The sequence below is a fragment of the Myxococcus qinghaiensis genome, from assembly GCF_024198215.1.
Classification (GTDB): domain Bacteria; phylum Myxococcota; class Myxococcia; order Myxococcales; family Myxococcaceae; genus Myxococcus; species Myxococcus qinghaiensis.
Genome location: NZ_JAKCFA010000004.1, coordinates 446,876 through 471,200 on the forward strand (window position 1 = coordinate 446,876; position 24,325 = coordinate 471,200).

Here is a 24,325-nt window from a genome sequence, read left to right on the forward strand (position 1 = left end):
ATGCAGCTCACGGACCTGACGATGCTGGAGCTCGCGGAGAAGCTGGCCGCGGGTCAGGTGTCCTCCGTGGAAGCCACCCGCGCGTGTCTGGAGCGCATCCAGCGGGTGGACCCGAAGATTCGCGCCTTCCTGCGCGTGGACGAGGCCGGTGCCCTGGCCGCCGCGGAGGCCAGCGATGCGCGCCGCAAGGCGGGCACTCCGGCGAGCCCCCTGGACGGCGTGCCCGTGGGTCTCAAGGACCTCTTCCTCACCGAGGGACTGGAGACCACCGCTGGCTCGCGTGTGCTGGAGGGCTTCGTGCCGCCGCTGGACGCGACGGTGGTGCGCCTGCTGCGCGAGGCGGGCCTGCCGCTGCTGGGCAAGCTCAACCTGGACGAGTTCGCGATGGGCTCCTCCAACGAGTCCAGCGCGTACTTCCCCACGCACAACCCCTGGGACGTGACGCGCACGCCGGGAGGCTCCTCGGGAGGCTCAGCGGCGGCGGTGGCCGCGCGAGAGGTGTTCGGCGCGCTGGGCACTGACACGGGCGGCTCCATCCGTCAGCCCGCGGCCTTCACCAACACGGTGGGCCTCAAGCCGACGTACGGGCGCGTGTCGCGCTACGGCGTCATCGCCTACGCGTCCTCGCTGGACCAGCCCGGGCCCATGACGCGCACGGTGGCGGACGCGGCGGCGCTGCTCCAAATCCTCGCGCAGCATGACCCGAAGGACTCCACGTCCGCGCCGGTGAAGACGCCAGACTACTCGGCGGCGCTGGAGCAGGGCGTGCGCGGACTGAAGCTGGGCGTGCCGCGCGAGTACTTCGCCCAGGGCATGGAGGAGGAGGTGGAGGCCTCCGTGCGCGCGGCCCTGCGCGAGTACGAGCGCCTGGGCGCGACGCTGGTGGACGTGTCGCTGCCGCATACGCAGTACGCGCTGGCGACGTACTACCTCATCGCTCCCGCCGAGGCGTCCAGCAACCTGGCCCGCTACGACGGCGTGCGCTACGGCCTGAGGGCCAAGGACGCGCGCGGCCTCAAGGAGCTGTACTCGCTGACGCGTGAGCGGGGCTTCGGGCCGGAGGTGAAGCGCCGCATCATGCTGGGCACGTACGCGCTGTCCGCCGGCTACTACGACGCCTACTACCTGCGCGCGCAGAAGGTCCGCACCCTCATCCGCGAGGACTTCACGCGCGTCTTCCAGGACGTGGATGCGCTGGTGGCCCCCATCTCTCCGGTGGCGCCGTTCAAGCTGGGCGAGAAGGTGGATGACCCGCTGTCCATGTACCTGATGGACGTCTACACGCTGCCCTGCAACCTGGCGGGCGTGCCTGGTCTGTCGGTGCCCTGCGGCTTCACGAAGGCGGGGCTGCCGGTGGGACTCCAGATTCTGGGACGGGCCTTCGACGAGGCCCTCCTCTTGCGCATCGCTCGGGCCTTCGAGCGAGAGCACGACTTCTTCCGCCGCCTCGCGCCCATCTAGGGCACGAGGTCCGCATCGGTGACACCGCCATGCCCGTGAGCGATTTCCAGCCCGTCATCGGCCTCGAGGTCCACGCGCAGCTCCTCACGCAGTCGAAGATTTTCTGCGGCTGCTCCACCGCGTTCGGCGCGGAGCCCAATCGCAACACCTGTCCGGTGTGCCTGGGCATGCCCGGTGTGCTGCCCGTGCTCAACGAGCGCGTCGTCGACTTCGCCATCCGCACGGGCCTGGCGCTCGAGTGCCGCGTCAACGCCAAGAGCGTGTGGAGCCGGAAGAACTACTTCTATCCGGACCTGCCCAAGGGCTACCAGATTACGCAGTACGACCTCCCCATCTGCGAGCACGGCAAGCTGCTCATCGACACGCCGCAGGGCGAGAAGCTCATCCGCGTGCGCCGCATCCACATGGAGGAGGACGCGGGCAAGAGCGTGCATGACGCGGGCGGCGGGCAGAGCCTGGTGGACCTCAACCGCGCGGGCGTGCCGCTGCTGGAAATCGTCAGCGAGCCGGACCTGCGCGACGCGGACGAGGCGGTGGAGTACCTCAAGGCGCTGCGCGACGTGCTCGTGTACCTGGGCGTCAACGACGGCAACCTGGACGAGGGCAGCTTCCGCTGCGACGCCAACGTGTCGGTGATGCCCAAGGGCTCCAGCACCTATGGCCAGCGCTGCGAGCTGAAGAACCTCAACTCGTTCCGCTTCGTGAAGCAGGCCATCGAGTACGAGATTTCGCGGCAGGTGGACGTCATCGAGTCCGGCGGGAAGGTGGACCAGGAGACGCGCCTGTGGGACGTCAACAAGGGCGTCTCGCGCTCCATGCGCAGCAAGGAGGACGCGCACGACTACCGGTACTTCCCGGAGCCGGACCTGCCGCCGCTGCACGTGACGACGGAGGTCATCGAGGCGGTGGGCCACGCGCTGCCCGAGCTGCCGCGCGCGAAGCTCCAGCGCTTCGTGAGTCAGTACGGCCTGCCCGCGTATGACGCGCGCATCCTCACGGCGGAGCGCCCGCTCGCGGACTTCTTCGAGGCGTGCGCACTGCGCTACCCGGACGCGAAGAAGCTCTCCAACTGGTTCCTCGGGGAGTTGCTGAGGCTCTTGAAGGAAGAGGGCTCGACGGTGTCCTCGGTGCGCTTCACGCCCGCGCAACTGGCGGAGCTCCTGGGCGCGGTGGACCAGGGCACGGTGTCCGCGAACGCGGGCAAGGACGTGCTGGCGGAGATGTTCCTCACGGGCCGCTCAGCCCCGGACATCATCGCGGAGAAGGGCCTCGCCCAGGTGAGCGACACGGGCGCGATTGAAGCCGTGGTGGACGACATCCTCGCGAAGAACGCGGGCGAGATTGAGAAGTACCGCGCGGGCAAGAAGCAGGTGTTCGGCTTCTTCGTGGGCCAGGTGATGCGGGCCATGAAGGGCAAGGGCAACCCCGCGCTCGTCAACGAGCTGCTCAAGAAGAAGCTCGGCGACTGAGCTACGCGGTGCACGCGGGCACGATGACGTGGAGCACGTCCTCGTCCCGTGGGTTCTCCGAGCGGGCGAGCACCCGTGGCCGTCCCTCATCCGTTCGTTCGAGGATGAGCGAGGGTGCCTCGAAGTGGTTGTCGAGCAGGTCTCCCACGAGCTGGGCCGTCACGGTGTAGCGGACGCGGCGCATCGTGGGGAGCTGGGAGGGCAGGCCCTCTTCGAACCAGTGCTCGCTCCCCGTGCGCGGGCTCGCTCCCGTCGACTCGAAGGGCCACGGTGCGTCCCACGGCCACGGGTTGGCGGACGGGTGGGCGAGGATGTCCGCCCTCAAGGCGTCCAGGTACTGCGCGCAGGGCACGAACCAGGGCTCCTTCGCGGTGTGGGGCTTTCGGAAGGCGTCGTAGCCCAGCAGCGTTCCCAGTCGGCCGAAGGGCGTGGCGAGCACCGTCAGGTCCTCGGGACGTCCGGGGCTCAGGTGCAGCACATCCTCGCGTCCTGGCACCAGGTTCACCTTGCGTGTCACCGCCACGCAGTGGCCCTCGGGGTTGAAGGTGTGGCCGGTGTTGTACGTGCGTGCGCCTCGGGGCTCGAAGTCCGGGGCGCCGAGTCTTCGTCGGTTGTCCGGGAGCAACGCGCTGCCCGCCACCACCCACAGGCCGAAGTCCCGGGCGATGCCGGAGAACGTCTCGTGCATCACCCGGTGTACTCGGGAGGCGAGCGCGGCGTAGAGGCACTCTTCCCGCGTCGGGGGCTGGAGGTCTCTCCAGGCGCGCCACATGGGGCCCCATTCGGCCAGCGCCACGCGCCGCATGGCGCCTCGGGTCGTGGAGTGGCGTCGCACCTGGGGCAGGTGGCCCATCATCCCCAGGGGCGCGCCCACCAGCTCCGGCCACACCGCGAGGGCGGGGTGAAGGGGGTTGCCCGAGGTGTCGCGGGCACGCAGGCCGTGGATTCGCTCCGCGAGCGCGCGGTGCTTCGCGGTGAACGAGGCGGGGGACGCGTAGTCCTCCAGCGAGACACGGGGCTGGAGGGCGAACAGCTCGACGTGGGTGGGAGGCAGGGCGTCGTTCACGAAAAGGCCGGGGCATCCGGTGGGGCGCGAGCTTGCGCCGTCCACCGGGCGGAAGCGTGCGCCTACTTCAAGAGGCCGTTCTCCCGCAGACGCTGTTGCAGGAAGGCGCCCGCGGTGATGGGCGCGTGGCGGGCCGGATTGTCCGGCGTCTCGGTGCAGGGCAACGGCTTGAGCACGCAGTCCGAGGAGGGGTGCACGAAGAAGGGCAGGGAGTAGCGGACGGTGTCGTCGTCCGTGCTCTTCGGATTCACCACCCGGTGCGTGGTGGCGGGGATGACCTCGTTCGTCACCCGGCTGAGCATGTCGCCGGAGTCCACGACAATCTGCCCGCGCAGCGTGTCCACCGGCAGCCACTCGCCGTCGCGCGTGAGCAGCTCCAGGCCGGACGCGGTGCCCTCGCACAGCAGGGTGATGAGGTTGATGTCCTCGTGCTCGGCGGCGCGGACGCCCCCGGGGATGAAGCGCTCGCGCAGCGGCGGATAGTGGATGAGGCGCAGCACCGAGTTGCCGTCCGTGGCCATGTCGCTGAACGTCGTGCGCGCCACGCCGAAGAACTCCGCCAGGGCCTGGAGCATGACGCCGGCGGCGCCATCCAGCTCGCGGAAGAGCGCCAGGGTGTTCTCGCGGAAGGAGGGCACCTCTCCGGGCCACACGTTGGCGCCGTAGTCCTTCAGGTACGGGTGGCCGGCGGGAAGCTCGCGGCCCACGTGCCAGAACTCCTTCAGGTCCCCCACCTTGCGGTCCTTCGCGTGCTCCTTGCCGAAGCCGGTGTAGCCGCGCTGGCCCGCCAGCTCCGGCACCGCGTAGCGCGTCTTCACGTCCTCGGGGAGCTGGAACAGTCGCTCCACGTCCGAGTAGGTGCGGCGGATGAGCGCGTCGTCGATGCCATGGCCGACGATGGAGACGAAGCCGAACTCCCTCAGCCCTTCACCGAAGATTTGGACGAAACGAGCGCGCTCGGTGGGTGTGCCGCTTCGGTAGTGGGACAGGTCGAGGAGGGGGATGCGGCGTGAGGTTCCGGACATGGGTCGCGCACTCTAATCGAGCGTGATGGATTGTCGGCATCGTCAGCGTCGGCCGGCGGACCGTCTTCATGTACCGCGGCGCTGGCTTGCCTCCCACCAGCCGACATCCTCGCGGGCCGCCAGTGGTCAGCGCGGGACGCGAATGTCCAGATTAGCCGGGCAGGCCTGGGGGACTGGCATGGCCGAGGTGAGCAGCGGTGATGCGTGCGAGGCGTGCGGCCAGCGACATGGGTCGGCGACGTCTTGCTCGACGCTGGTTCGCGCGGAAGGAGAGGGGCCGGCGCCCAAGCCGAGGTGCCCCGTGGCGAGCGAGGAAGCAGACCCGCTGGTGGGCGCTCGTCTGGGCAGCTTCCGACTGGTGCGCCGGCTGGGGCGCGGCGGCATGGGCACGGTGTACCTGGGCGAGCACGTGTCCATCGGCAGTCGGGTGGCGGTGAAGGTCCTGCACGAGCACCTGGCGATGTACCCGGAGCTGGTGCAGCGCTTTCACGCGGAGGCTCGGGCCGTCAATGTCATTGGCCACGAGAACATCGTCAGCATCTTCGACCTGAACGCGGGGCCGCCCCGGCCGTACCTCATCATGGAGTACCTGGACGGCGCGCCACTGTCCGCCTGGGTGGGGACGCCGCTGCCCGCGCCCGCGGTGGTGTCGGTGCTCTCGCAGGTGTGCGACGCGCTCCAGGCCGCGCACTTGAGTGGAATCGTCCACCGCGACCTCAAGCCCGACAACGTGTTCCTGGTGCGGCGCGGGCGGGGCACGCCCTTCGTGAAGGTCCTCGACTTCGGCATCGCGAAGCTGGCGGACGCGAGCATGCCGCAGACCCACGCCGGCATCATCGTGGGCACGCCCGAGTACATGGCGCCGGAGCAGTCGCTGAGTCGCCGCGTGGACGGACGCGCGGACCTGTACGCGCTGGGAGTCATCGCGTATCAGCTCGTCACCGGGCGCCTGCCCTTCGGGGACGAGGGGCTGACGGCGCAGCTCGTGGCCCACCAGATGCGGGCGCCACCGCCGCCTCGCTCGGTGCATGCGGCGGTCCCCATGGCGCTGGAGCGGGTCATCCTGAGGACCCTGGCCAAGGCTCCCGAGGAGCGGTACGCGACGGCGGCCGTCCTGCGCGCGGCCCTGGAGGGAGCGCTGGCGGAAGAGGCTCGTGCGCGGACGAAGCCGGCGCGTCCTTCCGTGCCGGTGAGGACCGTGCCTCCGGTGGCGGCTCCGGAAGTCGTGGTGGCGGAGGACCTCGTCGCGCCCTGGTCTCCGGCGCCAGGGCCTGTGGCTCCGGGATGGGCCGCATCGCCTGCTCGGAATGGTCCGGTGGCTCCGCAGCCACTGGTGCCTCCGATGCTCATGCCCGTGGGGGGCGCGAGTCGTGAAGGTGTGCCCGTTGGCCGGGGGCCTCCTCCTGGCCCGGTGGGTGTGGCGAGTCGCGAGGGCGCTCCGGGCACGCCCGTCGGTCGGGGAACTCCGCCCGCGCCGGTGATGAACGCGAGCCGAGAAGGTGTTCCGGCTGTGTTCGCTGGCCGAGGAACTCCGCCCGCGCCGGTGATGAATGCGAGCCGCGAGGGTGCTCCGAGCGCGCCCGTTGGCCGAGGAACTCCGCCCGCTCCAGTAGGAGTCGCGAGTCGTGAGGGTGCTCCGAGCGCGCCCGTTGGCCGAGGAACTCCGCCCGCTCCAGTAGGAGTCGCGAGCCGCGAGGGTGCTCCGAGCGCGCCCGTCGGCCAAGGGACTCCGCCTGCGCGGATGGGGGACGCGAATCGCGCGGGCGCTCCCATTGGCCGGGAGACTCCGCCTGCACCCGTGGGCGCCGCGAGTCGAGAAGGTGTTCCGGGCGTGAAAGTTGGTCGAGGGCCCCCGCCCGTGCCGGTGGGGAGCGCGAGTCGCGAGGACGCTTCTGCCAAGCCCGTCGGACGGGGGACTCCGCCCGCGCCTGTGGCGAGCGTGAGTCATGAAGCTGTTCCGGTCCTGCCCGTCGGACGGGGAACTCCGCCCTCGCCTGTGGCGAACGTGAGTCATGAAGGTGTTTCGGCCCTGCCCATCGGACGGGGGACTCCTCCTGTGCCGGTGGGCGTCGTGAGTCGTGAGGGCGCTCCAGGCGTGACCGTCGGAATTGGAAGGGGAACTCCGCCTGTGCCGGTGGACGCCGCGAGCCGCGAAGGTGCTCCCAGCGGCCCGGGAACTCCTCCCGCGTCAGCGGTGAACTCGAGTCACGAAGCCGCCGTGCGCGTGGGAGCTCTCCTCGGTGATGAGACGCCCTCCGCGCGGCCTCCCACGGTGGAGCTGCCGGTGCGCGTGGTGCTGCGTCCCGGAGAGACTCCGGTGTGGCTGACGGGCTCGGACCTGTCGCGCGGCGGGCTGTTCCTCCGCAGCGAGGGGGTGCTCCCGCCGCTCTTCGCGCGCCTGCCCATGGTGCTGGAGCTGGACTCCGGTCCTCACTCCGTCGTCTGCGAGGTCGTCCGTCACGTGCCGGAAGAGCAGGCCCGGGTCTGGGGCATGGCCACGGGGTTCGGCGTCCAGTTCGTCGAGGCCAGCCTGGCGCTCAAGGCCTCCGTGGACGCGCTCCTGCGCGCAGGCCCGGGTCGCCGTCCTCCGCCTCCGCTCGTGCCCATGGCGGACGACGCGGACGCAGCCCAGGTGCTGGAGGCCTACCGGACGCGACTGTCGGGCGACCACTACGCGGTGCTGGCCGTGCCTCCCGACCTGGACATGGGCGCCCTGCGCGCCCGCACCCGCGAGGCCCGCGGCACCCTGGAGTCGCTGCGCCAGCGGCCCCTGTCCCCCTCGCAGCGCCTCCTGCTCGACTCCGTGCTCGGCCGGCTGCACGAGGCCGGAGAGGTCCTGGGCACGGTGACGCAGCGTGCGCTGTACGACGCCTGGCGGGGCAACCACCGAGGCGTCGCCCGGTGCCTGGAGGCGGGGCTGACGTCCGAGCAGCTCGATTCGCTCCGGCGGGAGTTCCTCGCGCGCAGGCCCCAGTCCGCGGGGATGGCGCGTGTGCACTATCTCTCCGGCTCCGCGCTGGAGAGGGAAGGCCAACTGATGCGTGCCCTGGAGACCTACGAGCGCGGCCTGGCGCTGGACCCGCTGGAGTCGAGCCTCCATCACCGCTACCGCACCGTCCGACGCGCCCTGGATGCTCGCGGCGCCACGGAGCGCACCAGCGACAGGGCCCGACCTTCCTGAGGGAAAGCCGGGCCCGGTGAAACAGAAGAGGTGGGTGACTACCCGCCAGCGGCCGCGGCGCAGGCGGCGCTGATGCCCTCGGTGCGGTTGAAGCACTCGCTGAACTGGTCAATCCAGTCCACTTCGTTGCCCACCTGGCAGTCCGGCAGGTCCTGGATGCAGTCCGCCAGGTCGCTCAGCCGGTCCTTGTCGCTGTCCGAGCAGGCATCCAGCGCGTCCTCGCAGACGCTCTTGTTGAACACGTCCTCGTCCTCGCCCCCCGTGTCGGTGCCACAGGCCTCCACCTTCTCATTGAGCGCCTTGTTCGCGTCCTCCAGGTCATCGCAGGCGTTTCCGCCGCAGCCGGCGCCGAACAAAAGGGTGACGGCGGCCATCAGGCCGAACATGAATTTCTTCATTGTGGAATTCCCCCCGGGGAACAGACGGTTTTGTTGGTAGAGCGCTGATCGGCCGGGCTTGCCCTGGCCGGACCATCAGGTAGGTTCGCTCTTTCCCGGGGGCAATCTGGACTGCCGGACGAGATGATCCAGCAACCGTCTTGACTCCCCAGGGCATCTCCCGTAAATCCGGCCGTCCTTTGCGCCACAAGGGCGGTCCGTCCGTCCGAAATGCGCGGCCGATTCCACGGGTTGACCCAACCCGAAGCTGACAGGGGTTAGACGATGTACGCAGTGATTCGCACGGGCGGAAAGCAGTACCGCGTCGCCGAGGGCGATGTCCTCCGGATCGAGAAGATCGCCGGCGACATCGGAGCCGAGGTGTCCTTTACCGATGTCCTGCTGCTGGGCGGCACGGATAGCCCCAAGGTGGGCCGTCCCACGGTCTCCGGCGCTCGCGTCGTGGGCAAGGTGCTCGCGCAGGACAAGCACCGCCGCGTCCTCCACTTCCGCAAGGAGAAGGAGGGCTGGACCCGTCGCCGTGGCCATCGCCAGCCGTATACCGAGGTGAAGGTCACCTCCATCTCCGGCTAGTCCGGACGGTTTCACCTCAACTTCAGGAGCAAGGTGTCATGGCCCATAAAAAGGGACAGGGTTCTTCGCGAAACGGTCGCGATTCCAACCCGCAGTACCGCGGCGTGAAGGTGTACGGCGGCCAGGAAGTCTCGGCTGGCAGCATCCTGGTTCGCCAGGTCGGCACGGTCATCCACGCGGGCGAGAACGTGAAGCTCGGTCGTGACTTCACCCTCTATTCGGTGGTGGACGGCGTCGTGAAGTACGAGCGCCTGGGCCGCGACCGCAAGAAGGTCTCGGTCTATCCGGCCGCCGAGCAGGCCAGCGCCTGACGGTAACCCGGCCTCACAGGGCCGGTCGCCGCGAGGCATCCACGAGCGGGTCGCTTCTCCAGTCCACGCGCCCTTTCCGGCGCCCAGGACGCGAGGCGGCCCGCTCTGCGTTTTTCAGGAGACGCTTTCATGAAGTTCGTCGATGAGGTCCGCATCTTCGTGAAGGCGGGCGATGGCGGTAACGGCGCCGTGTCCTTCCGGCGTGAGAAGTTCATCGAGCGCGGTGGCCCCAATGGGGGTGACGGCGGCAACGGCGGCTCGGTCATCTTCGTGGGAGACCCGCAGCTCACCACCCTGCTGGACTACCGCTATCAGCAGCACCACCGCGCCAAGAACGGCGAGCACGGCATGGGCAGCGACTGCAACGGTCGCGCGGCCGATGACATGATCCTCCGCGTGCCGGTGGGCACGCTGGTCAAGGACCACCACACCGAAGAGCTGCTGGTGGACCTGAGCGAGCCGGGCCAGCGCTGGGTGGCGGCGAAGGGCGGGCGGGGCGGGTTGGGCAACATGAACTTCGCGACGTCCACGCGGCAGACGCCGCGCTTCGCCCAGGACGGGACGAAGGGCGATGAAGTCACGCTGCGGCTGGAGCTGAAGCTGCTGGCGGACGTGGGCCTGTTGGGCTTCCCCAACGCGGGCAAGAGCACGTTCATCTCGCGGGTGAGCCGGGCCCGGCCGAAGATCGCCGACTACCCCTTCACCACGCTGGTCCCCAACCTGGGCATGGTCCAGTACAAGGACGACCTGTCGTTCGTGATGGCGGACATCCCCGGCATCATCGAGGGCGCCAGCGAGGGCGTGGGCCTGGGGCACCAGTTCCTGCGCCACGTCGAGCGGTGCAAGGTGTTGATCCACCTCATCGACATGGGGGCGGAGGGCGAGGGCCGCGAGCCGCTGCACGACTTCGACGTGCTCAACCGCGAGCTGGCGAAGTACAGCACGGAGCTGGCGAGCCGGCCGCAGGTGGTCGCCGCCAACAAGCTGGACCTGCCGGATGCGCAGGCCCGTCTGGACACCTTCCGCGAGGCGCTGCGTGAGCGCGGCATCCGCGTGTATCCGGTGTCCTGCGTGACGGGTGAGGGCATGCCGGCGCTGATGGACTCGGTGGCGGAGGTGCTGTTCACGGGCCGTACCGAGAAGCTGCACGTCGAGGCTCCGCCCCGAGCAAAGGGCGCGAGCAAGAAGTCCGTGGCCAAGGCCGCGATCGCCAAGGTGCGCGAGGCCCTCTCCGAGGGCGCCGCCGCCGTGGTGAAGGCGACCGCCGCGAAGCTGGGGCGGGCGAAGGGCGCTGCTGTGAAGAGTGCTCCCACGAAGCAAGGCAGTGCGAAGGGAGCTCATGTGAAGACGACTCTGGTGAAGCAGGCCGCGGTGGCGAAGGCGGCGACGAAGGCTCCGGCGAAGAAGGCCGCGGGCGCGAAGAAGTCAGTGGCCGCGAAGAAGGCTCCCGCGAAGCGGGCCGCCGTGGCGAAGAAGTCGGTGGGCGTGAAGAAGGGCGCCGCGACGAAGAAGGCCGCTGCCGCGAAGAAGGCTCCGGCGAAGAAGGCCGCTGCCGCGAAGAAGGCGCCGGCGAAGGTCCTGGCGAAGAAGGGCACGGCGGCCCGGCGGTCCAAGGCCGTGAAGAAGCCCGCGTCGCGCAAGTCAGGCGGAAGGGGCTGAGACGATGGCTGGCGGCGGTCCTCGGTACGAGCGCGTCGAGAAGGACAAGTTGGACCCGGAGCAGTTCCTTCTCGATGTGCGCAAGGAGAAGATCGACCGCGTCGTCAGCCAGCGTACGCGCAACTTCGTGGTGGTCCTGGACCGGCTGGAGGACAGCTTCAACATGGCCGCGGTGCTTCGCACCTGCGAGTCCATGGGGGTCCAGGAAGTCCACGTCGTCATCAACCCGGAGGCACCCTTCCTGCCGAACTCGAGGGTGGCTCAGGGCTGCGACAAGTGGCTGGACGTGAAGCTCTACAAGTCCTTCGCCGAGTGTCGGGAGCACCTGAAGTCGCGGGGCTTCAAGGTGTATGCCTCGGCGATCCGCGACGGCGCGACGAGCCTGTACACGCTGCGCTTCGACGAGAAGGTGGCCATCGTCCTCGGCAACGAGCGCTACGGGGTGAGCGACGACGTGCTCAACGCCGTGGACGGAACGTTCTGGATTCCGATGCGAGGCTTCAGCCAGAGCCTCAACATCTCCGCCGCCGCCTCGGCCTGTGTCAGCCGGGCGATTGCCTGGCGGGATGAGCACCTGGCGGGGGGCTCCGGAGACCTGCCGCCGGAAGAGGCGCAGGCGCTGCGTGAGCGCTTCTACGTGCTGGCCATCAAACAGAGGAAGCGGCTGTTCAAGAAGCAGCCATGAATGCCGGCCCCCCGGGGGGCGTCGGGATGGGTTAGATGGACGCCGTGGGCCTACCTGGCCTCCTGGAGACGCACGCCATGTTCCTGGAAACCCTGCTCGCCACGCTCCTGTCCTCGCAAGCCGTGCCCGCCGCGCAGGCCGTCCCCGCGCAGCCCGTCCTGGTGGCCCAAGGGGCTCCGGCGGGCGCTGGAAAGCCGCTGGTGACGCCTCCCACGGGCGCGACGAAGGCTCCCGCTGCCCAGGGCGTGAATCCGGTGACTCCCGCTCCCACCGCGAAGCCGCCCGCCGCCGAGACGGGCAAGCCGGCCGCCACGGCGCCCCAGGCGAGCGCGCCGGACGCGAAGCCGGTGGTGAAGACGGCTCCGCCGATGACGCCCGAGGTGAAGACGCTGGTGGACCGGATGCAGGCCTTCTACGAGAAGACCGGCGACTTCAAGGCGGGCTTCCGGCAGGACTACAAGTACAAGACCTTCAAGCGCACGCAGACGTCCGAGGGTGTCGTCACCTACAAGAAGCCCGGGCTGATGCGGTGGGAGTACCAGAAGCCCTCCGTGCGCACCTTCGTGCTGGCCGGCAACAAAGTGTACATGTACGACCCGCCGGCCCAGTCGCTCACGGTGGCGAGCATGGACACCAGCCAGCTCTCCGCCTCGGTGACGTTCCTCTTCGGGCAGGGGAAGCTCGCGGACGAGTTCGCCATCACCAAGGGTGCCTGCAAGGACTGCAAGGGCACGTTGCTGGTGTTGGATCCGTTGAAGGTGGAGCCCCGCTTCAAGCAGGTGCGGCTGGAGGTGGACCCCGCGACGGCGCAGGTGCTGAAGAGCACGGTGGTGGATCCGGACGGCAGCGAGAACGCCATCTCCTTCCTGGACCTGAAGACGAACGTGGGCATCTCCGCGGACAGCTTCAAGATGGATGTGCCGGACGACACTCGCGTGGATGACTTCACCAAGCAGAAGAAGCAGTAACCTGCCCGCCGTGCGCGGCGCGTTCCTGCTCTGGGTGGGTTTGAGTGTGGTGGGGGCCGGGTGTCACCGAGAGGTGGCGTCCGGCCCTTCACGTTCCGAGGGACTGACCGGGAGGACGCTGCCGCTTCTGGCGTCGCCAGCTCTGCGCCTCACCGTCGCGGGGAAGCTGGGGACGCGGGTCGTCCCGGTGGTGCTGGACGTGGCGCGGCCCCTGTCGATGGTGTCCCAGGCGTGCTTCGACGGAGGCGCGCCTGTCCCCGAAGGCACCGTGCGCGCGCCCGAAATCGCGGGGGGCTTCAGGGCCTGGCCGGTGGTGCCGCTGCCCGTGCTCACGGTGGGTGGGGCGTCGGTGCCGCTGCGCTCGGCGGGGCTGTCCGGGGAGAAGCCTTGCTCGGTGACGCTGGGCTCGGACGTGCTGGAGCCGTATGCGCTCACGGTGGACCCGTTGCGGCGAGAGGTGACGTTCACCGCGTCGCGTTCGCGTGAGGCGCAGCCGGCGGCGGAGGTGGCCTCGGATGCCGCGCGGGAGGTGCACCGCGTGGAGCTGAGTCGCGAGCCGGTGGGCGACTGGCCGCTGTTGGCGGTGCGGGTGACTCAGGGAGAGGCGGAGCTCACCGGGCCCTTCGTGCTCGCCACGAGAGAGCCCTTCTCTCGCATCGCGGTGGCGCCCGCCGAGGCGCAGGGGCTCCAGCCGCTGGAGACGGCAGCGCACCTGCCGCCGCGCACCTTCGCGGTGGATTCGATGGACGTGGCGGAGGGCGTGGGCGCGCGGCCGCTCGTGGTGGAGGCCGCGGGACGCTGGGACTCGCCGAGCAGCCTGGGGCGGCTGGGGCCGGACGTGTGGGGACGCTTCACCGCGACGCTGGATGCGAAGGGTGGGGTGCTGGTGCTGCGGCGTCCTCGAGTCCGTGCGGTGGAGGAGCCGGCGGTGGGCAAAGTGGAGTCGCCACAGCCCGAGGGGGCGGTGAGGTCCGATGTTGCTGCGCCTTCGTCAGTCGCCCCAGCAACGCTCACCGCGACGGTAGACTCCGCAGCGAAGTCCTCGGGTGACACCATGACTCCACCTCGACTCTCGTCGGAGCCGGCGGCACCCCCGGCGACTTCGAGTCCCGTCGCGAGGCGACAACAGTGCACCGACGCACACGGCGTCTTCAGCGAAGAGGCCTGCTACGGCCTGCACGTGCGCAAGGAACCCGAGGGCGGCATCTCCGTGGTCGGCGCGGTGTTCCGAGACCTGCCTGAAGGCGGGCGCCTGCATCTGGAGCCAGTGGGCGCGGACGGCCAGCGGTTGGAGTCCGGATGCGGAATCGGCCTGAGCTTCCCGGCCACCAGTCGCGGCCTCACGACTCAGCACCGCCTGCCCTGGTCGTCGCTCGCGCAAGCCTTGCCCATGTGCCACGCAGCGCTCGTTCAGGCGCAAGGCTTCACCCTCGCGCTCTTCGAGGAGGGCAGTCAGCCTGAGTGCCCCACGGCATGCGCCTTCGTCACGGAGACGTCCTCGCGCCGCACGGTGTGCGAGTGCCAGCCCACGCCCCTGGGCGAAGGTGTCGGCGCGCCGTCCCGCAAGGCACCTTCTCGCGAGCCACCGCGTGAAGAGCGCGAACTGGAGCCCGACGACCCGAGTTGAGAGCCTCGCTCCGTCTGGTCACGACAAACCGTGGGCGCGCGCGTGCAGGTACAGTTGAAGTGAGCGCAGGTGCGTTCCCCAGTGCGACGTGAAGCCGAAGCGGAAGAGCCAGAGAGCTTCGGCTTCGCCGGCAGTCTCCCAACAGGTGACGACGGCTTGGATGTCCTTCACGATATCGACGAGGTCATCGAGCGCATCACCCACCACGAGCGGTGATTCACCCACGCGCTCGGCAAGCTCACTCGCGACGTTGTAGTAGCCGAGCCCGGGGAAGAGCGGCGCGATACGCGCGCGTAGGCTGTCGTCAGCGGGGTGGGGTGGGCTCCACGATGCACTCCTCCCGTCGAGGGGCGCTTCAGCGAAGTGCGAGGCCAGTGCGAGCCGGTCGAGCGCCTCTCTAAGCACCACCTCTCGGTGCTCGGGGCGCAGGGAGCGCTCAATCACCGAGAGGAAGCTCGTCATGGCTCCCAGAATCTCGTCGCGTGTCACGGGCGCTTCTCCCAGATACGGGGGGAACGGCGCGTGAGCTTCGCGCGGCGAATGTGCCTGGGCTCAGCTCGACAGGCACGAACTCCCGGGCCGCGCTCAAGACACACGGGCGGCGGCCCGGGAAGAACCCCTACTCCAGCCGAGTCACCGGCCGAGGCGCGGGCACCAGCGAAATCGGCGCCGGGTGCGCGTCACGCGCGGTGTGCTGACGCTGCTTCGGGTCCGGGCGCTCCACCACGCGAGCCACCAGGTCGTAGTCGTGCGCCTCCGTCACCTCCACGGTGACCAGCTCACCCGGGTACGCCAGGCCGTCGTTGATGTAGACGAGCCCGTCGATGTCCGGCGCCTGTCCCTGGTGCCGACCCACGAGCAGGTGCTCCGTCTCCGGCGCGGGGCCTTCCACCAGCACCTCCAGCCGCTTGCCGACGAGCTTCTTGTTCTGCTCGCGGTTGATGCGCTTCTGGATGGCCATCACCTCGCGCCACCGGCGCTCGATGGTCTTCTGCGGCACCTTGTCCGGCAAATCGAACGCCGCCGTGCCTTCCTCGTCGGAGTACTGGAAGACGCCCAGGCGCTCGAAGCGCTGCGTCTTCACGAACTCCTTCAACATCTCGAAGTCCTCTTCCGTCTCGCCCGGCAGACCGACGATGAGCGAGGTGCGCATCACCAGCCCCGGCACGCGCTCGCGCAGCTTCGTCAGGAGCCCCTTGAGGAACTCCGAGTTGCGGCCACGCTTCATCGACAGGAGCAGCTTGTCGCTGACGTGCTGCACCGGCATGTCCAGGTAGCGGGCAATCTTCGGCTCCGACGCCATCACGTCGATGAGCTCGTCCGGGAACACACGCGGGTAGGCGTAGTGCAGCCGAATCCACTTCACGTCCACCTGCACCAGGGCCTTGAGCAGGTCGTGCAGCTTCGGCCGGCCCGGCAGGTCATGCCCGTACGCCGTCAGGTCCTGCGCGACAAGATTCAGCTCCTGCACGCCGCTGTCCGCCAGCCGCCGGGCCTCGATCATGATGTCGTCGATGGGCCGCGAGCGCTGTCCACCGCGCAGCGTGGGGATGATGCAGAACGCGCAGGCGTTGTCGCAGCCCTCGGACACCTTGAGGTACGCGGTGTACTTCGGCATCGAGTTGATGCGCGGCGTATTCGAGTCGTGGATGTAGTCAGGGTCCGGAATCACCTGACGCGGAGACGCCTCGGCCGCCAGCAGGTCGCCAATCTGGGCGTAGGCGCTGGTGCCCAGGAAGTGGTCCACCTCCGGCATCTCCTTCGCGAGCTCCTCGCCGTAGCGCTGCGACAGACACCCCGTCACCACCAGGGTGCTGCAGCTGCCCGACTTCTTCAGCTCGGCCATCTCCAGGATGGAGTCCACCGACTCCTGCTTGGCGGGACCGATGAAGGCACAGGTGTTGACGACGATGACCTGGGCCTCGGACGCTTCCTGCACCAGCGTGTAGCCGCGGTGCTTCAGCGTGCCGAGCATCACCTCGGAGTCCACCCGGTTCTTCGGGCAGCCGAGGGTCATCATGTACAGGTTCTTGGTTGGTTCCACCGCGTCTACCTATTTCCAAGCTCGGTTCGCGTGAAGTGGTCACCACTCCAGGCAAAGTTCATGGTCGCGCCGTTCGAGTAACGGATGGTCAACCCGTCCTCTTCATCCAACTCCACCGAGGAGGCTCGCCCCAGGGCGCACGTAGCAGCCGGCCACTCGAGCACTCGAGCCGCCGTCTTCCCCGTCACGATGTAGAACCCCAGTCGAAGCTCCTTCTCGGCGTCACATTGACCCGCGACGGCATAGGGATTCTTCCCAGAGAGCACCGTAACGACCGGTCGCCCGTCCGGCAGGCTCAACGTGTCAGGCACGTTCACGTTCACCGACGCGGCCTCCAGCGCGTCCGTCACCACCAGCTTGCGCAGTGACTCCGGCGTCAGGTCCTCATCACCCTGAGCCCAGGCCGGATAGCTGAGCAGGTCCCAGCCCAGCCAGCCCGTGGCCGCGGGCTCCAGCGCGGTGACGTGCTCCGGCGGCTTCAGCTTGAGCGCCTTGCGCGGCTCGTCCGGCAGTCTCAGCGCGTCACCCACCATGGTGCCGCTCTGGCAGTTGGAGACGGGCACCGCCTTGGTGCCCGCGCCGTCCTGGTCCTCGTAGGTGATGCACACGTCCATCACCATCGGGTCCCGAGCCGGGAAGCGGGGCAGCGCGCGCACGGGCACCGCGGCCACCAGCGACAGCGTGTTGCCCCGGCGCTCCACCGCGCCATTGACCTTCTGCTGCGCGAACTCCGGCGTGCCGCTGTCCGCGCCCGACGCGCGCTTGCCGTCGAAGCCGAAGCGCCACGTGTAGCCCGTCGTCAGCGGACCGGTGTCCGGGAAGTAGACGGACACCGTGAGCACGTCGCCCGCGAGGAGCTGATCATCCTTGGCGTCCACGCCCACGTAGAGCGTGTCCTTGCGGAAGCCCACCTTGGCGGTGAAGGACGCGCTGGCGCCCTCGGTGTCCAGGGACTTGAGCGCCAGCGGCGAGGTGAAGCCCTTGAGGCCTCCCTGGAAGCGCGGCGGCTTGGTCATGTTGGGCACCGGCCGTGAAGGACGGGGCGCTTCTTCCTGGGCGGAGGCGACGGCCGGAACGCAGAACAACCAGCAGAGGGACAGGGCAGCAGCGGCTCGCATGGGCTATTTCAATCGCGGAAGTTGGTGAACTGCATGTCCAGCTTCAGTCGGTCCTGCTCCCCACGGAACAGGGCGATGGCGGCCTGGAGGTCATCCCTGACCTTGCCGGTGACACGGAGCTGGTCGCCCTGGATGGACCCCTGCACCTTCATCTTCGAATCCTTCAGCAGCTTCACCAGCTCCTTGGACTTCTCCACGGGGATGCCCTGCTGGAGCTTGATGACCTGCTTCACGTTGTGCAGCCCCGTCTTCTCGATGTCGCCGTACTCGAGCGCACGCAGGCTGATGTTCCGCTTGGCCAGCTTCACCAGAAGCACTTCCTTGGCGGCCTGGACGCGCTCCTCGCTGTTGGCCTTCACGGTGATGGCCGTGTGGTCCGGAGCGACGAGGACGTCCGCCTGGGCGCCCTGGAAGTCATAGCGGGTGCTGAGCTCCTTCTTGGTCTGATTGACCGCGTTGTCGAGCTCGGCGAGGTCGATTTTCGAGACGACATCGAACGAGGGCATGGGCAGCAGCGGCCCTTAACATACCTACACCCTGACGACCATGGGCACCACCAGGGGGCGCTTGGAGGTGTACAGCCGGAACGCACGGCGGACCACCCGGGTGAGTTCCTCTCGCACCAGGGCGTCGTCCCCCCGCAGCTGGATGGACAGCTCCTCGAAGAGCGCCCGGGCCTCCTGGGCCACCCGGGGGAGGATCACCTGCTCGTCCAGGGACAGGCCCTGTCCGGAGAGCTGCGGGCCCCCCACCAGCTTCAGGGTGTCGCGCTGGAGCACGATGACGGCGGCCACCAGGCCCGTCTCCGACAGGCGCACCCGCTCATGGAGTGTGTCCGCCGTCACCATCCCGCCTCCGAAGCGGTCCTTGAAGATGCGCCCGGAGGTCACGCTGCCGGTGAAGCGGCCGCGCCCCTCCTCGAAGCCGACGATGTCTCCGTCCTGGGCCAGCAGGCACTGCGCGGGCTCCATCCCCGACTCCCGGGCGGTGGCCAGATGTCGGTGGAGGTGGCGGCCTTCGCCATGGACGGGGATGAAGTGGCGCGGCTTCACCAGCTCCAGCACGCGCTGCTGCTGGGGGCGGCTGGCGTGGCCGGACACGTGGACGCCGGGCTCCACCTGCGCGTAGGCGACGCGCGCGCCGCGCCATTGGAGCTGGTCGATGAGGGCGCCCACGCCGCGCTCGTTGCCGGGGATGGCTCGGGAGCTGAGGACGACCAGGTCTCCCGGGCCCAGCTTGAACGGGCCGTCACCGGCGGCGAGCTGGGACAGGCCCGCGCGCGGCTCGCCCTGGGCTCCGGTGGTGAGGACCAGCACGCGCTGCTGCGGCAGCTGCGGCACCGTGTCCAGGTGCACGAAGAGCGAGTCGGGCACGTCCAGGTAGCCCAGCTCGCGCGCCATCTCCACGTTGCGCACCATGCTGCGGCCCTGGAGCGCGACCTTGCGGCCCAGTCGCTCGGCGATGGCCAGGAGGTGCCGCACGCGGTGCAGGTTGGAGGAGAAGAGGGCGACGACGATGCGGCCGGTGGCGTCCTTGAAGAGGCGCTCGAAGGTCTGCTCGACGACGCGCTCGCTGCCCGTCTCCTCCGTTACTTCGGAGTTGGTGGAGTCCGACAGGAGGCACAGCACGCCTTCCTCGCCCGCCTCGCCCCAGCGCTCCAGGTCCGTGCGCAGCCCGTCGATGGGGTCGGGGTCCAGCTTGAAGTCACCCGTGTGGATGAAGGTGCCCTCGGGCGTGCGGATGATGAAGCCCACCGCGTCCGGCACGGTGTGCGTCACGCGGCTGGCCTCGACCTTGAACATGGTGCCGACGGCGAAGGGCTCGCGCGGCTCGATTTCGCGAAGGTCCGCTTCGATGCCCAGCTCGTTGAGCCGGTGGCGCGCCATGGCCAGCGTGAAGCGCGTGCCGTAGACGGGGACGTTCACCTCGCCGAGCAGGTAGGGAAGCGCGCCCAGGTGGTCCTCGTGGCCGTGGGTGAGCACCACGCCCTTGAGCTGGGCGGCGTTCTGCTTCAGGTGGGTGAAGTCGGGGATGATGATGTCGACCCCGGGCATCCCCTCCGAGGGGAACATCAGGCCCGCGTCGATGAGCAGCATCTCCCCGCGACAGGCGATGACCAGGGAGTTGAGGCCGATTTCTCCCAGGCCGCCCAGGGGAATGACTTGAAGCATTGGGGAGAGTCTAAAGACTCGCCCCGTCTCGCGCGGTGGAAAGTTGCGCGGTGACCAGGTGGGTGGGGTCGGTTGACCCCGAACGGCTCGCTAGGTGATGCGGATGGGCAGGCCGCAGCCCATGGACGCTCCCCGGGGACAATGGGGCCCCCGGAAGATGTCCGGGCGATGGAGCCAGGGCTTGGTCTGGGTGCCGTTCCAGGGCTCCAGCTTCGTCTTGGGGACCCAGGGCTCGAGGGGCAGCCACGGCGACGGCGAGGGACACCGGCCGGTGATTCGGATGGGCAGCCCCGCGCCCTTCGCCCTGCGCGCGTCGAACTTGTCGGCCTGCGGGAGGTCCCGTTGTTCGCCTGGCTTGGGAGCCGCCGTGCGGGCTGACGGCTCGGACACGGGCGAGGCAGGACGCGAACCGGCTCTGGCGGCGGACTTCGGTGGAGACTCGATGCGCATGACACCCCCGGGCGCGGGTCCGACTTGAAAAGGCCCGCACCTGGAGTATCGGCCGCTGCGGCGAGAAGGTGCTTCGCCCCAGACGTGAGAGGGAGGTCTCGTACGGACGGGCGGTATGACGCGGAGCGTCCTGGGTGGGGCCTCAAGGAGACGGGGTGGTGCGCCCGCTCATCCACGCCTTGACGCGCTGGGCTTCGGTGGACCAACCGGCGGGCTCCGCGCCGTAGAAGCCCAGGGCCTGCTGGGCGAGGGCACGTGCGCGGGAGACCTCGTTGGAGGGCAGGGCGCGGGCCAGGGCGAAGCGGGTGGCCGCGAGTCCATCTCCCGGGCCGGGAGTGGCGGTGCGCAGGGCCAGCGCGCGCTCCAGGGTGGCGCGAGCCTCGCGCGGTTTGCCCAGGGCGAGCTGGGCGAGTCCGAGCGTGGTGAGCGGCGTGGCCTGGTCGGGATGACCCTTCTGGAAGGTCTCGTAGGCCTGCGCGCTGCGCAGGGCCAGGTCCACCGCGTCGCGGGTGCGGCCCTCGCTCAGGGCCAGCTGCGCCAGCAGTGCCCAGTCCGATGCGGTCTCCGGATGCGCGGGGCCATGCGTCTGGAGGTCCAGCGCCAGGGCGCGCTCGCGAAGCTTCCGCGCGTCGGCGTAGCGGCCGAGCGGTTCCAATGCGCTGGCGAGATTGTTGAGGGGATAGCTGAGCGTCGCGCTGTTCGCACCCATCGCCCGCTCCTCCAGCGCGATGGCCTGTTCGAGGAAGGGAATGGCCTCCTCGAAGCGGCGACTGGTGGTCAGGTGGTAGCCCACGGCGTTGGCGGCCATCGCCGTCTGGGGATGGTCCGGCCCCATGACCTCCTTCGTCGTCTCCAGCACGCGGCGCAGCAGGCGGGCGGTGTGCTCCGTCTCGGGCGTGCGGGAGAGGGAGGCGGCCTGATTGCGCAGGGACTCGAGCGTGAGCAGGTGCACGGCTCCGTGGGCCTGCTCACGCAGCGTCGCGGAGCGACCGAAGGCCTCGGCGGCCTGGGCGTACTGGCCCCGGAGGAAGGCGTTGCGCGCGAGGCTCGTGTGGAGCAGGGCCTCCAGGTCCGGGGTGCCACCCGCGCGCTCGATGCAGGACTTCGCCTGCGCGATGCTCCACTCCTCCAGCGCGGGCGACTGGGACAGGGTGGTGACCAGGCGCGCGGCGGCGCGTGCGGCCACCTCGTCGTGGCGCGTGGCCTGCGCGGTGAGCAGGGCCTCGCGCAGGGCCTTCTGCGCGCGAGCCTCGTCACCGAGCACCAGTCCGAGCCGGCCTTCCAGCTCCAGGGCCTCCGCGAGCACCGGGCGGTAGTCGAGCGCCCGAGCCTGCTCCAGTGTCGCCGTCAGCTCCTCGTTGGCCTGCTCATAGCGGCCGGCGTCCACCAGCGCGGTGGTGCGGTCCAGGCTGGCGCGGAGCTTCTCCACGCGCTGGCGCTGCTCGGGAGATTCAGGGAGCCCCATGCGCAGGGCGTCCACGTTCGCGCAGTCGGTGACGGAGGGCAGGCGCTGGGCCGCGTCCAGCGAGGTGGTGAGGGACTCCGCGTCGGTCTGCGCGAGCACGCCCACCACGGCATCCAGCGTGGAGCGACGGCGCTCCAGGCAGGCCATGCGCAGGGACAGCACGGCGTCCGACTGGTGGCCGTGCACCCGCGTGGCCTCGCAGGCCTCCTGGTGCATGCCGGCCCACTCCTGGGCGAAGGTGTCCAGGCTCTGCGCCACGCGCGAGAAGAACTCGGGGGCCTGGGGCTTGTTCGTGGCGGCGAAGGCCCGGCTCACGGTGTCCTTGCGCGAGGCATCCCAGATGCCGGCCAGTCGCGCCTCGGGGGCCAGGCAGGGGGCGTGGCGACGGTTGCCCATCCACCAGGTGACGCCCATGAAGCCGTAGATGAGGAGGAAGCCGGCGGCCAGGATGCTCCGGCGTCGCCGCGCCACGGACGGGTCCTTGCCGAGCTCCGCCAGCAGGGCCTCCATGGAGGGGTAGCGCGCGTCGGGCGTGGGCGAGAGGCCCCGGGTGACGGCGCGAAACAGCCAGGCGGGGACGCGGCTGCCGCGCGGGGGTTGGCGCACGCGGTTGGCGAGGGACTCCTGGAGGTAGGCGGTGGCTTGCTTCCCTTCGAAGGGGAGCTGGCCGTAGAGGGCCTCGTAGAGCGAGGCGCAGAAGCTGAACTGGTCGCCGCGCGCGTCGGTGCGGCCGTCCTCGTGTTGCTCGGGCGGCATGTACGCGGGGGTGCCCATGACGAGGCCGGCCTCGGTGAGGGGCGATTCGAGCAGGTCCTCCTCGCGCAGCGCGAATCGTGAGGGCGTGGTGGGACGCCCTTCCTCCATGGCGTCCTGGTCCGCGGTGTTGCGTGCGAGGCCGAAGTCCGTCACCTGGGCGCGGCCGTCCCGGTTGACGAGCACGTTGGCGGGCTTGAAGTCGCGGTGGACGAGCCCGGCGGCGTGGGCGGCGGCGAGTCCTCGTCCCGCCTGACGGAAGAGGTCGAGGACCTCGCGCCAGGAGCGATGTTCAGCGCGGAGCCAGTGACGGAGGGACAGGCCCTCGACGAGCTCCATGGTGATGAAGACGCGACCGGCGAAGGTGCCCGCGTCGTAGACGGAGACGACGTTGGGGTGGGAGAGGCGGGCCATGGCCTGGGCTTCGCGCAGCAGGCGAGAGGCGCCGTCGGTGCGGACCACGGTGTTGGCGTCCGGGTGGAGCAGCTTGATGGCCACGCGACGATGGAGGTCCGGGTCATAGGCGCTGTAGACGACGCCCATTCCGCCAGAGCCCAGCTTGTCGAGGATGTGGTAGCGCCCCACGGTGGCGCGCGATGCCGTCTCCCTCGCCTCGCCCTTGCGAGCGGCGCCATTGTCGGGATGACGGGAGCGCCCCTGCGCGTCTTGCGCGGGAGGCGGGACACGCACGCTGGTGCCCAGCGGAGGGGCGGGAGGAGGCGCCGCCCAGGTGCCCCCGCCCGCGGGTGGTTGTGGCGGAGGCGCAATCAGGGTGCCCACGTCAGGGGGAGGTGGGCGTGAGCCCGCCGCGCTGGCCGATGCAGAGGAAGGAGAGGACTGTGGCGGCTGTACGCGTGCGCTCGCCCCGATGGATGGCGAAGGTGGCGGCGCGGGCTGTGCGGATGCGCTCGCGGGTGGCTGGACGCGCGAACTCGCCCCGCTGGATGACGCGGGCTGTGCGGATGCGCTCGCGGGTGGCTGGACGCGCGAACTCGCTCCGCTGGATGACGCGGGCTGAGCGGCCGTAGTCGCGGGCGACTGTGCGTGCGAGTTCACACCAATAGATGACACAGGGACTGCCGGCTGAGCGCTCGCGGGTGGCTGTACGCGCGAACTCGCCCCGCTGGATGGCGCAGGCGGCGCTGGTGGTGAGGTCGTGCTGGAGGACGCCTCGGGTGTCTTGATGCGCGGACTCGCTGTGCCGGACGAAGGCTGGGAGGGGACGCTCGACTTGCCCGTCGCGCTCGCGGAGGGTTGCGGAGTCGCTGCGCGCGCACGTGCCCCGACGTCCGGTTGAACTCGCGGTGACGAGGCTCCCGCGCCAGCCAGGGATTGCTGCGCGTCCTCTTCGCCTGGACGACGTGGCAGAGGCGCAATCAGCGTCCCAGCGTCCGGGGGCGCGTCCTCCGCCGACTCGCTCGAACCGTCCGCGACCGCGAGGGATTGCGGCCCGCCCTTGTGACTCGTGCTCGCGCGCAGCCTCGACTCCAATGCCATATGGAGGTCGGAGTCCAACACGGTAGGGGCCCTGGGATTCGAAGTCAGCGGGTACGCGGAGGCATCCGTGTGTTGCTCGGCCTCCACGGGGACCGCTGGAGCACCAGGCTTGTGCGAGGACTGCGGAGGCGCCTTGGCTGACGCTGAGCTGTCATTGGAGGCCCGAGCGGCCTTGGCGGTCCGGACGGGCTCGGTGGGCAACTCGAGGTCCAACGCCTCTCCCAGAAGCGTGGCTCGGGGAATGGCCAGGTCCGTGGCCTCTTCTTGCACGACCGTGACTCGACGAGCGGCCGTGCCGGGTGGCGTCACACGGGCCAGGAGCGCCGCGCATTGACGGCAGCCCTCCGCGTGGCGCCGAAACCGCTGTGCCTCCACGGCGGAGAGCATTCCGGTGGCCAGCGCCC

At 69.7% G+C, this 24,325-nt stretch carries 20 protein-coding genes and 1 pseudogene; 11 read left to right on the forward strand and 10 right to left on the reverse strand.

Going from position 1 to position 24,325, the window contains the following annotated elements:
- The gene (gene gatA / locus LZ199_RS09410) at positions 1-1,461 is read left to right on the forward strand and encodes an Asp-tRNA(Asn)/Glu-tRNA(Gln) amidotransferase subunit GatA (RefSeq protein WP_253993305.1); all 1,461 of its coding nucleotides are present in this window, start codon (positions 1-3) and stop codon (positions 1,459-1,461) included.
- A 29-nt stretch (positions 1,462-1,490) separates the two neighbouring features.
- Positions 1,491-2,930: an Asp-tRNA(Asn)/Glu-tRNA(Gln) amidotransferase subunit GatB gene (gene gatB, locus LZ199_RS09415; protein ID WP_253993306.1), complete on the forward strand. Its 1,440-nt coding sequence runs from the start codon at positions 1,491-1,493 to the stop codon at positions 2,928-2,930.
- A 1-nt stretch (position 2,931) separates the two neighbouring features.
- Here the strand turns inward: gatB and LZ199_RS09420 are convergent, their stop codons facing one another.
- Together LZ199_RS09420 and LZ199_RS09425 are read right to left on the reverse strand one after the other, a co-directional pair.
- Positions 2,932-3,996, reverse strand: coding sequence for a carbon-nitrogen hydrolase family protein (locus LZ199_RS09420; RefSeq protein ID WP_253993307.1), 1,065 nt, complete (start codon positions 3,994-3,996; stop codon positions 2,932-2,934).
- Between the two features lie 62 nt (positions 3,997-4,058).
- Complete coding sequence (locus LZ199_RS09425; RefSeq protein WP_253993308.1) at positions 4,059-5,021, reverse strand: isopenicillin N synthase family dioxygenase; 963 nt, start codon at positions 5,019-5,021, stop codon at positions 4,059-4,061.
- Between the two features lie 178 nt (positions 5,022-5,199).
- Between LZ199_RS09425 and LZ199_RS46935 the strand changes: the two are divergent.
- Both LZ199_RS46935 and LZ199_RS46940 read left to right on the forward strand, forming a co-directional pair.
- Positions 5,200-6,201 (forward strand): annotated as a pseudogene (locus LZ199_RS46935) (serine/threonine-protein kinase); the annotation flags it as partial.
- A 561-nt stretch (positions 6,202-6,762) separates the two neighbouring features.
- Positions 6,763-8,202, forward strand: a complete 1,440-nt coding sequence (locus LZ199_RS46940; protein ID WP_253993410.1) for a PilZ domain-containing protein — start codon at positions 6,763-6,765, stop codon at positions 8,200-8,202.
- Positions 8,203-8,240: 38 nt separating this feature from the next.
- Here the strand turns inward: LZ199_RS46940 and LZ199_RS09440 are convergent, their stop codons facing one another.
- The gene (locus tag LZ199_RS09440; RefSeq protein ID WP_253993309.1) at positions 8,241-8,600 is read right to left on the reverse strand and encodes a hypothetical protein; all 360 of its coding nucleotides are present in this window, start codon (positions 8,598-8,600) and stop codon (positions 8,241-8,243) included.
- A 264-nt stretch (positions 8,601-8,864) separates the two neighbouring features.
- Between LZ199_RS09440 and rplU the strand changes: the two genes are divergently transcribed.
- From rplU to LZ199_RS09470, 6 genes are all read left to right on the forward strand, one after another.
- Positions 8,865-9,173: a 50S ribosomal protein L21 gene (rplU, locus tag LZ199_RS09445; RefSeq protein WP_163868192.1), complete on the forward strand. Its 309-nt coding sequence runs from the start codon at positions 8,865-8,867 to the stop codon at positions 9,171-9,173.
- A 38-nt stretch (positions 9,174-9,211) separates the two neighbouring features.
- A complete protein-coding gene (rpmA, locus tag LZ199_RS09450; protein WP_163868191.1) occupies positions 9,212-9,484 on the forward strand; it encodes a 50S ribosomal protein L27 in 273 nt (90 codons plus the stop codon).
- Positions 9,485-9,613: 129 nt separating this feature from the next.
- A complete protein-coding gene (gene obgE / locus LZ199_RS09455) occupies positions 9,614-11,143 on the forward strand; it encodes a GTPase ObgE (RefSeq protein ID WP_253993310.1) in 1,530 nt (509 codons plus the stop codon).
- 4 nt (positions 11,144-11,147) lie between these two features.
- Positions 11,148-11,828, forward strand: a complete 681-nt coding sequence (locus LZ199_RS09460) for a TrmH family RNA methyltransferase (RefSeq protein ID WP_253993311.1) — start codon at positions 11,148-11,150, stop codon at positions 11,826-11,828.
- Positions 11,829-11,905: 77 nt separating this feature from the next.
- The gene (locus tag LZ199_RS09465; RefSeq protein WP_253993312.1) at positions 11,906-12,796 is read left to right on the forward strand and encodes a LolA family protein; all 891 of its coding nucleotides are present in this window, start codon (positions 11,906-11,908) and stop codon (positions 12,794-12,796) included.
- Positions 12,797-12,806: 10 nt separating this feature from the next.
- The gene (locus LZ199_RS09470; RefSeq protein WP_407667182.1) at positions 12,807-14,423 is read left to right on the forward strand and encodes a hypothetical protein; all 1,617 of its coding nucleotides are present in this window, start codon (positions 12,807-12,809) and stop codon (positions 14,421-14,423) included.
- A gap of 18 nt (positions 14,424-14,441) precedes the next feature.
- On the opposite strand, the gene LZ199_RS09475 is transcribed toward LZ199_RS09470, so the two are convergent.
- From LZ199_RS09475 to LZ199_RS09505, 7 genes are all read right to left on the reverse strand, one after another.
- Positions 14,442-14,912, reverse strand: a complete 471-nt coding sequence (locus LZ199_RS09475; RefSeq protein WP_253993314.1) for a DUF5063 domain-containing protein — start codon at positions 14,910-14,912, stop codon at positions 14,442-14,444.
- A gap of 130 nt (positions 14,913-15,042) precedes the next feature.
- Entirely contained in the window at positions 15,043-16,440 is a 1,398-nt protein-coding gene (gene rimO / locus LZ199_RS09480) for a 30S ribosomal protein S12 methylthiotransferase RimO (protein WP_256568981.1), read from the reverse strand.
- A 32-nt stretch (positions 16,441-16,472) separates the two neighbouring features.
- A complete protein-coding gene (locus tag LZ199_RS09485) occupies positions 16,473-17,585 on the reverse strand; it encodes a DOMON domain-containing protein (protein ID WP_253993316.1) in 1,113 nt (370 codons plus the stop codon).
- Positions 17,586-17,593: 8 nt separating this feature from the next.
- Complete coding sequence (locus LZ199_RS09490) at positions 17,594-18,091, reverse strand: YajQ family cyclic di-GMP-binding protein (RefSeq protein ID WP_253993317.1); 498 nt, start codon at positions 18,089-18,091, stop codon at positions 17,594-17,596.
- A 24-nt stretch (positions 18,092-18,115) separates the two neighbouring features.
- Positions 18,116-19,756 (reverse strand): ribonuclease J, encoded by a 1,641-nt coding sequence (locus LZ199_RS09495; RefSeq protein ID WP_253993318.1) that lies wholly within the window; start codon positions 19,754-19,756, stop codon positions 18,116-18,118.
- A 90-nt stretch (positions 19,757-19,846) separates the two neighbouring features.
- The gene (locus tag LZ199_RS09500; protein ID WP_253993319.1) at positions 19,847-20,146 is read right to left on the reverse strand and encodes a hypothetical protein; all 300 of its coding nucleotides are present in this window, start codon (positions 20,144-20,146) and stop codon (positions 19,847-19,849) included.
- A gap of 202 nt (positions 20,147-20,348) precedes the next feature.
- On the reverse strand, positions 20,349-23,114 hold the full coding sequence (locus LZ199_RS09505; protein WP_253993320.1) for a serine/threonine-protein kinase: 2,766 nt from the start codon (positions 23,112-23,114) through the stop codon (positions 20,349-20,351).
- An 82-nt stretch (positions 23,115-23,196) separates the two neighbouring features.
- On the opposite strand from LZ199_RS09505, the gene LZ199_RS09510 reads away from it, so the two are divergent.
- Positions 23,197-23,442, forward strand: a complete 246-nt coding sequence (locus LZ199_RS09510; protein WP_253993321.1) for a hypothetical protein — start codon at positions 23,197-23,199, stop codon at positions 23,440-23,442.
- Positions 23,443-24,325 lie beyond the last annotated feature (883 nt).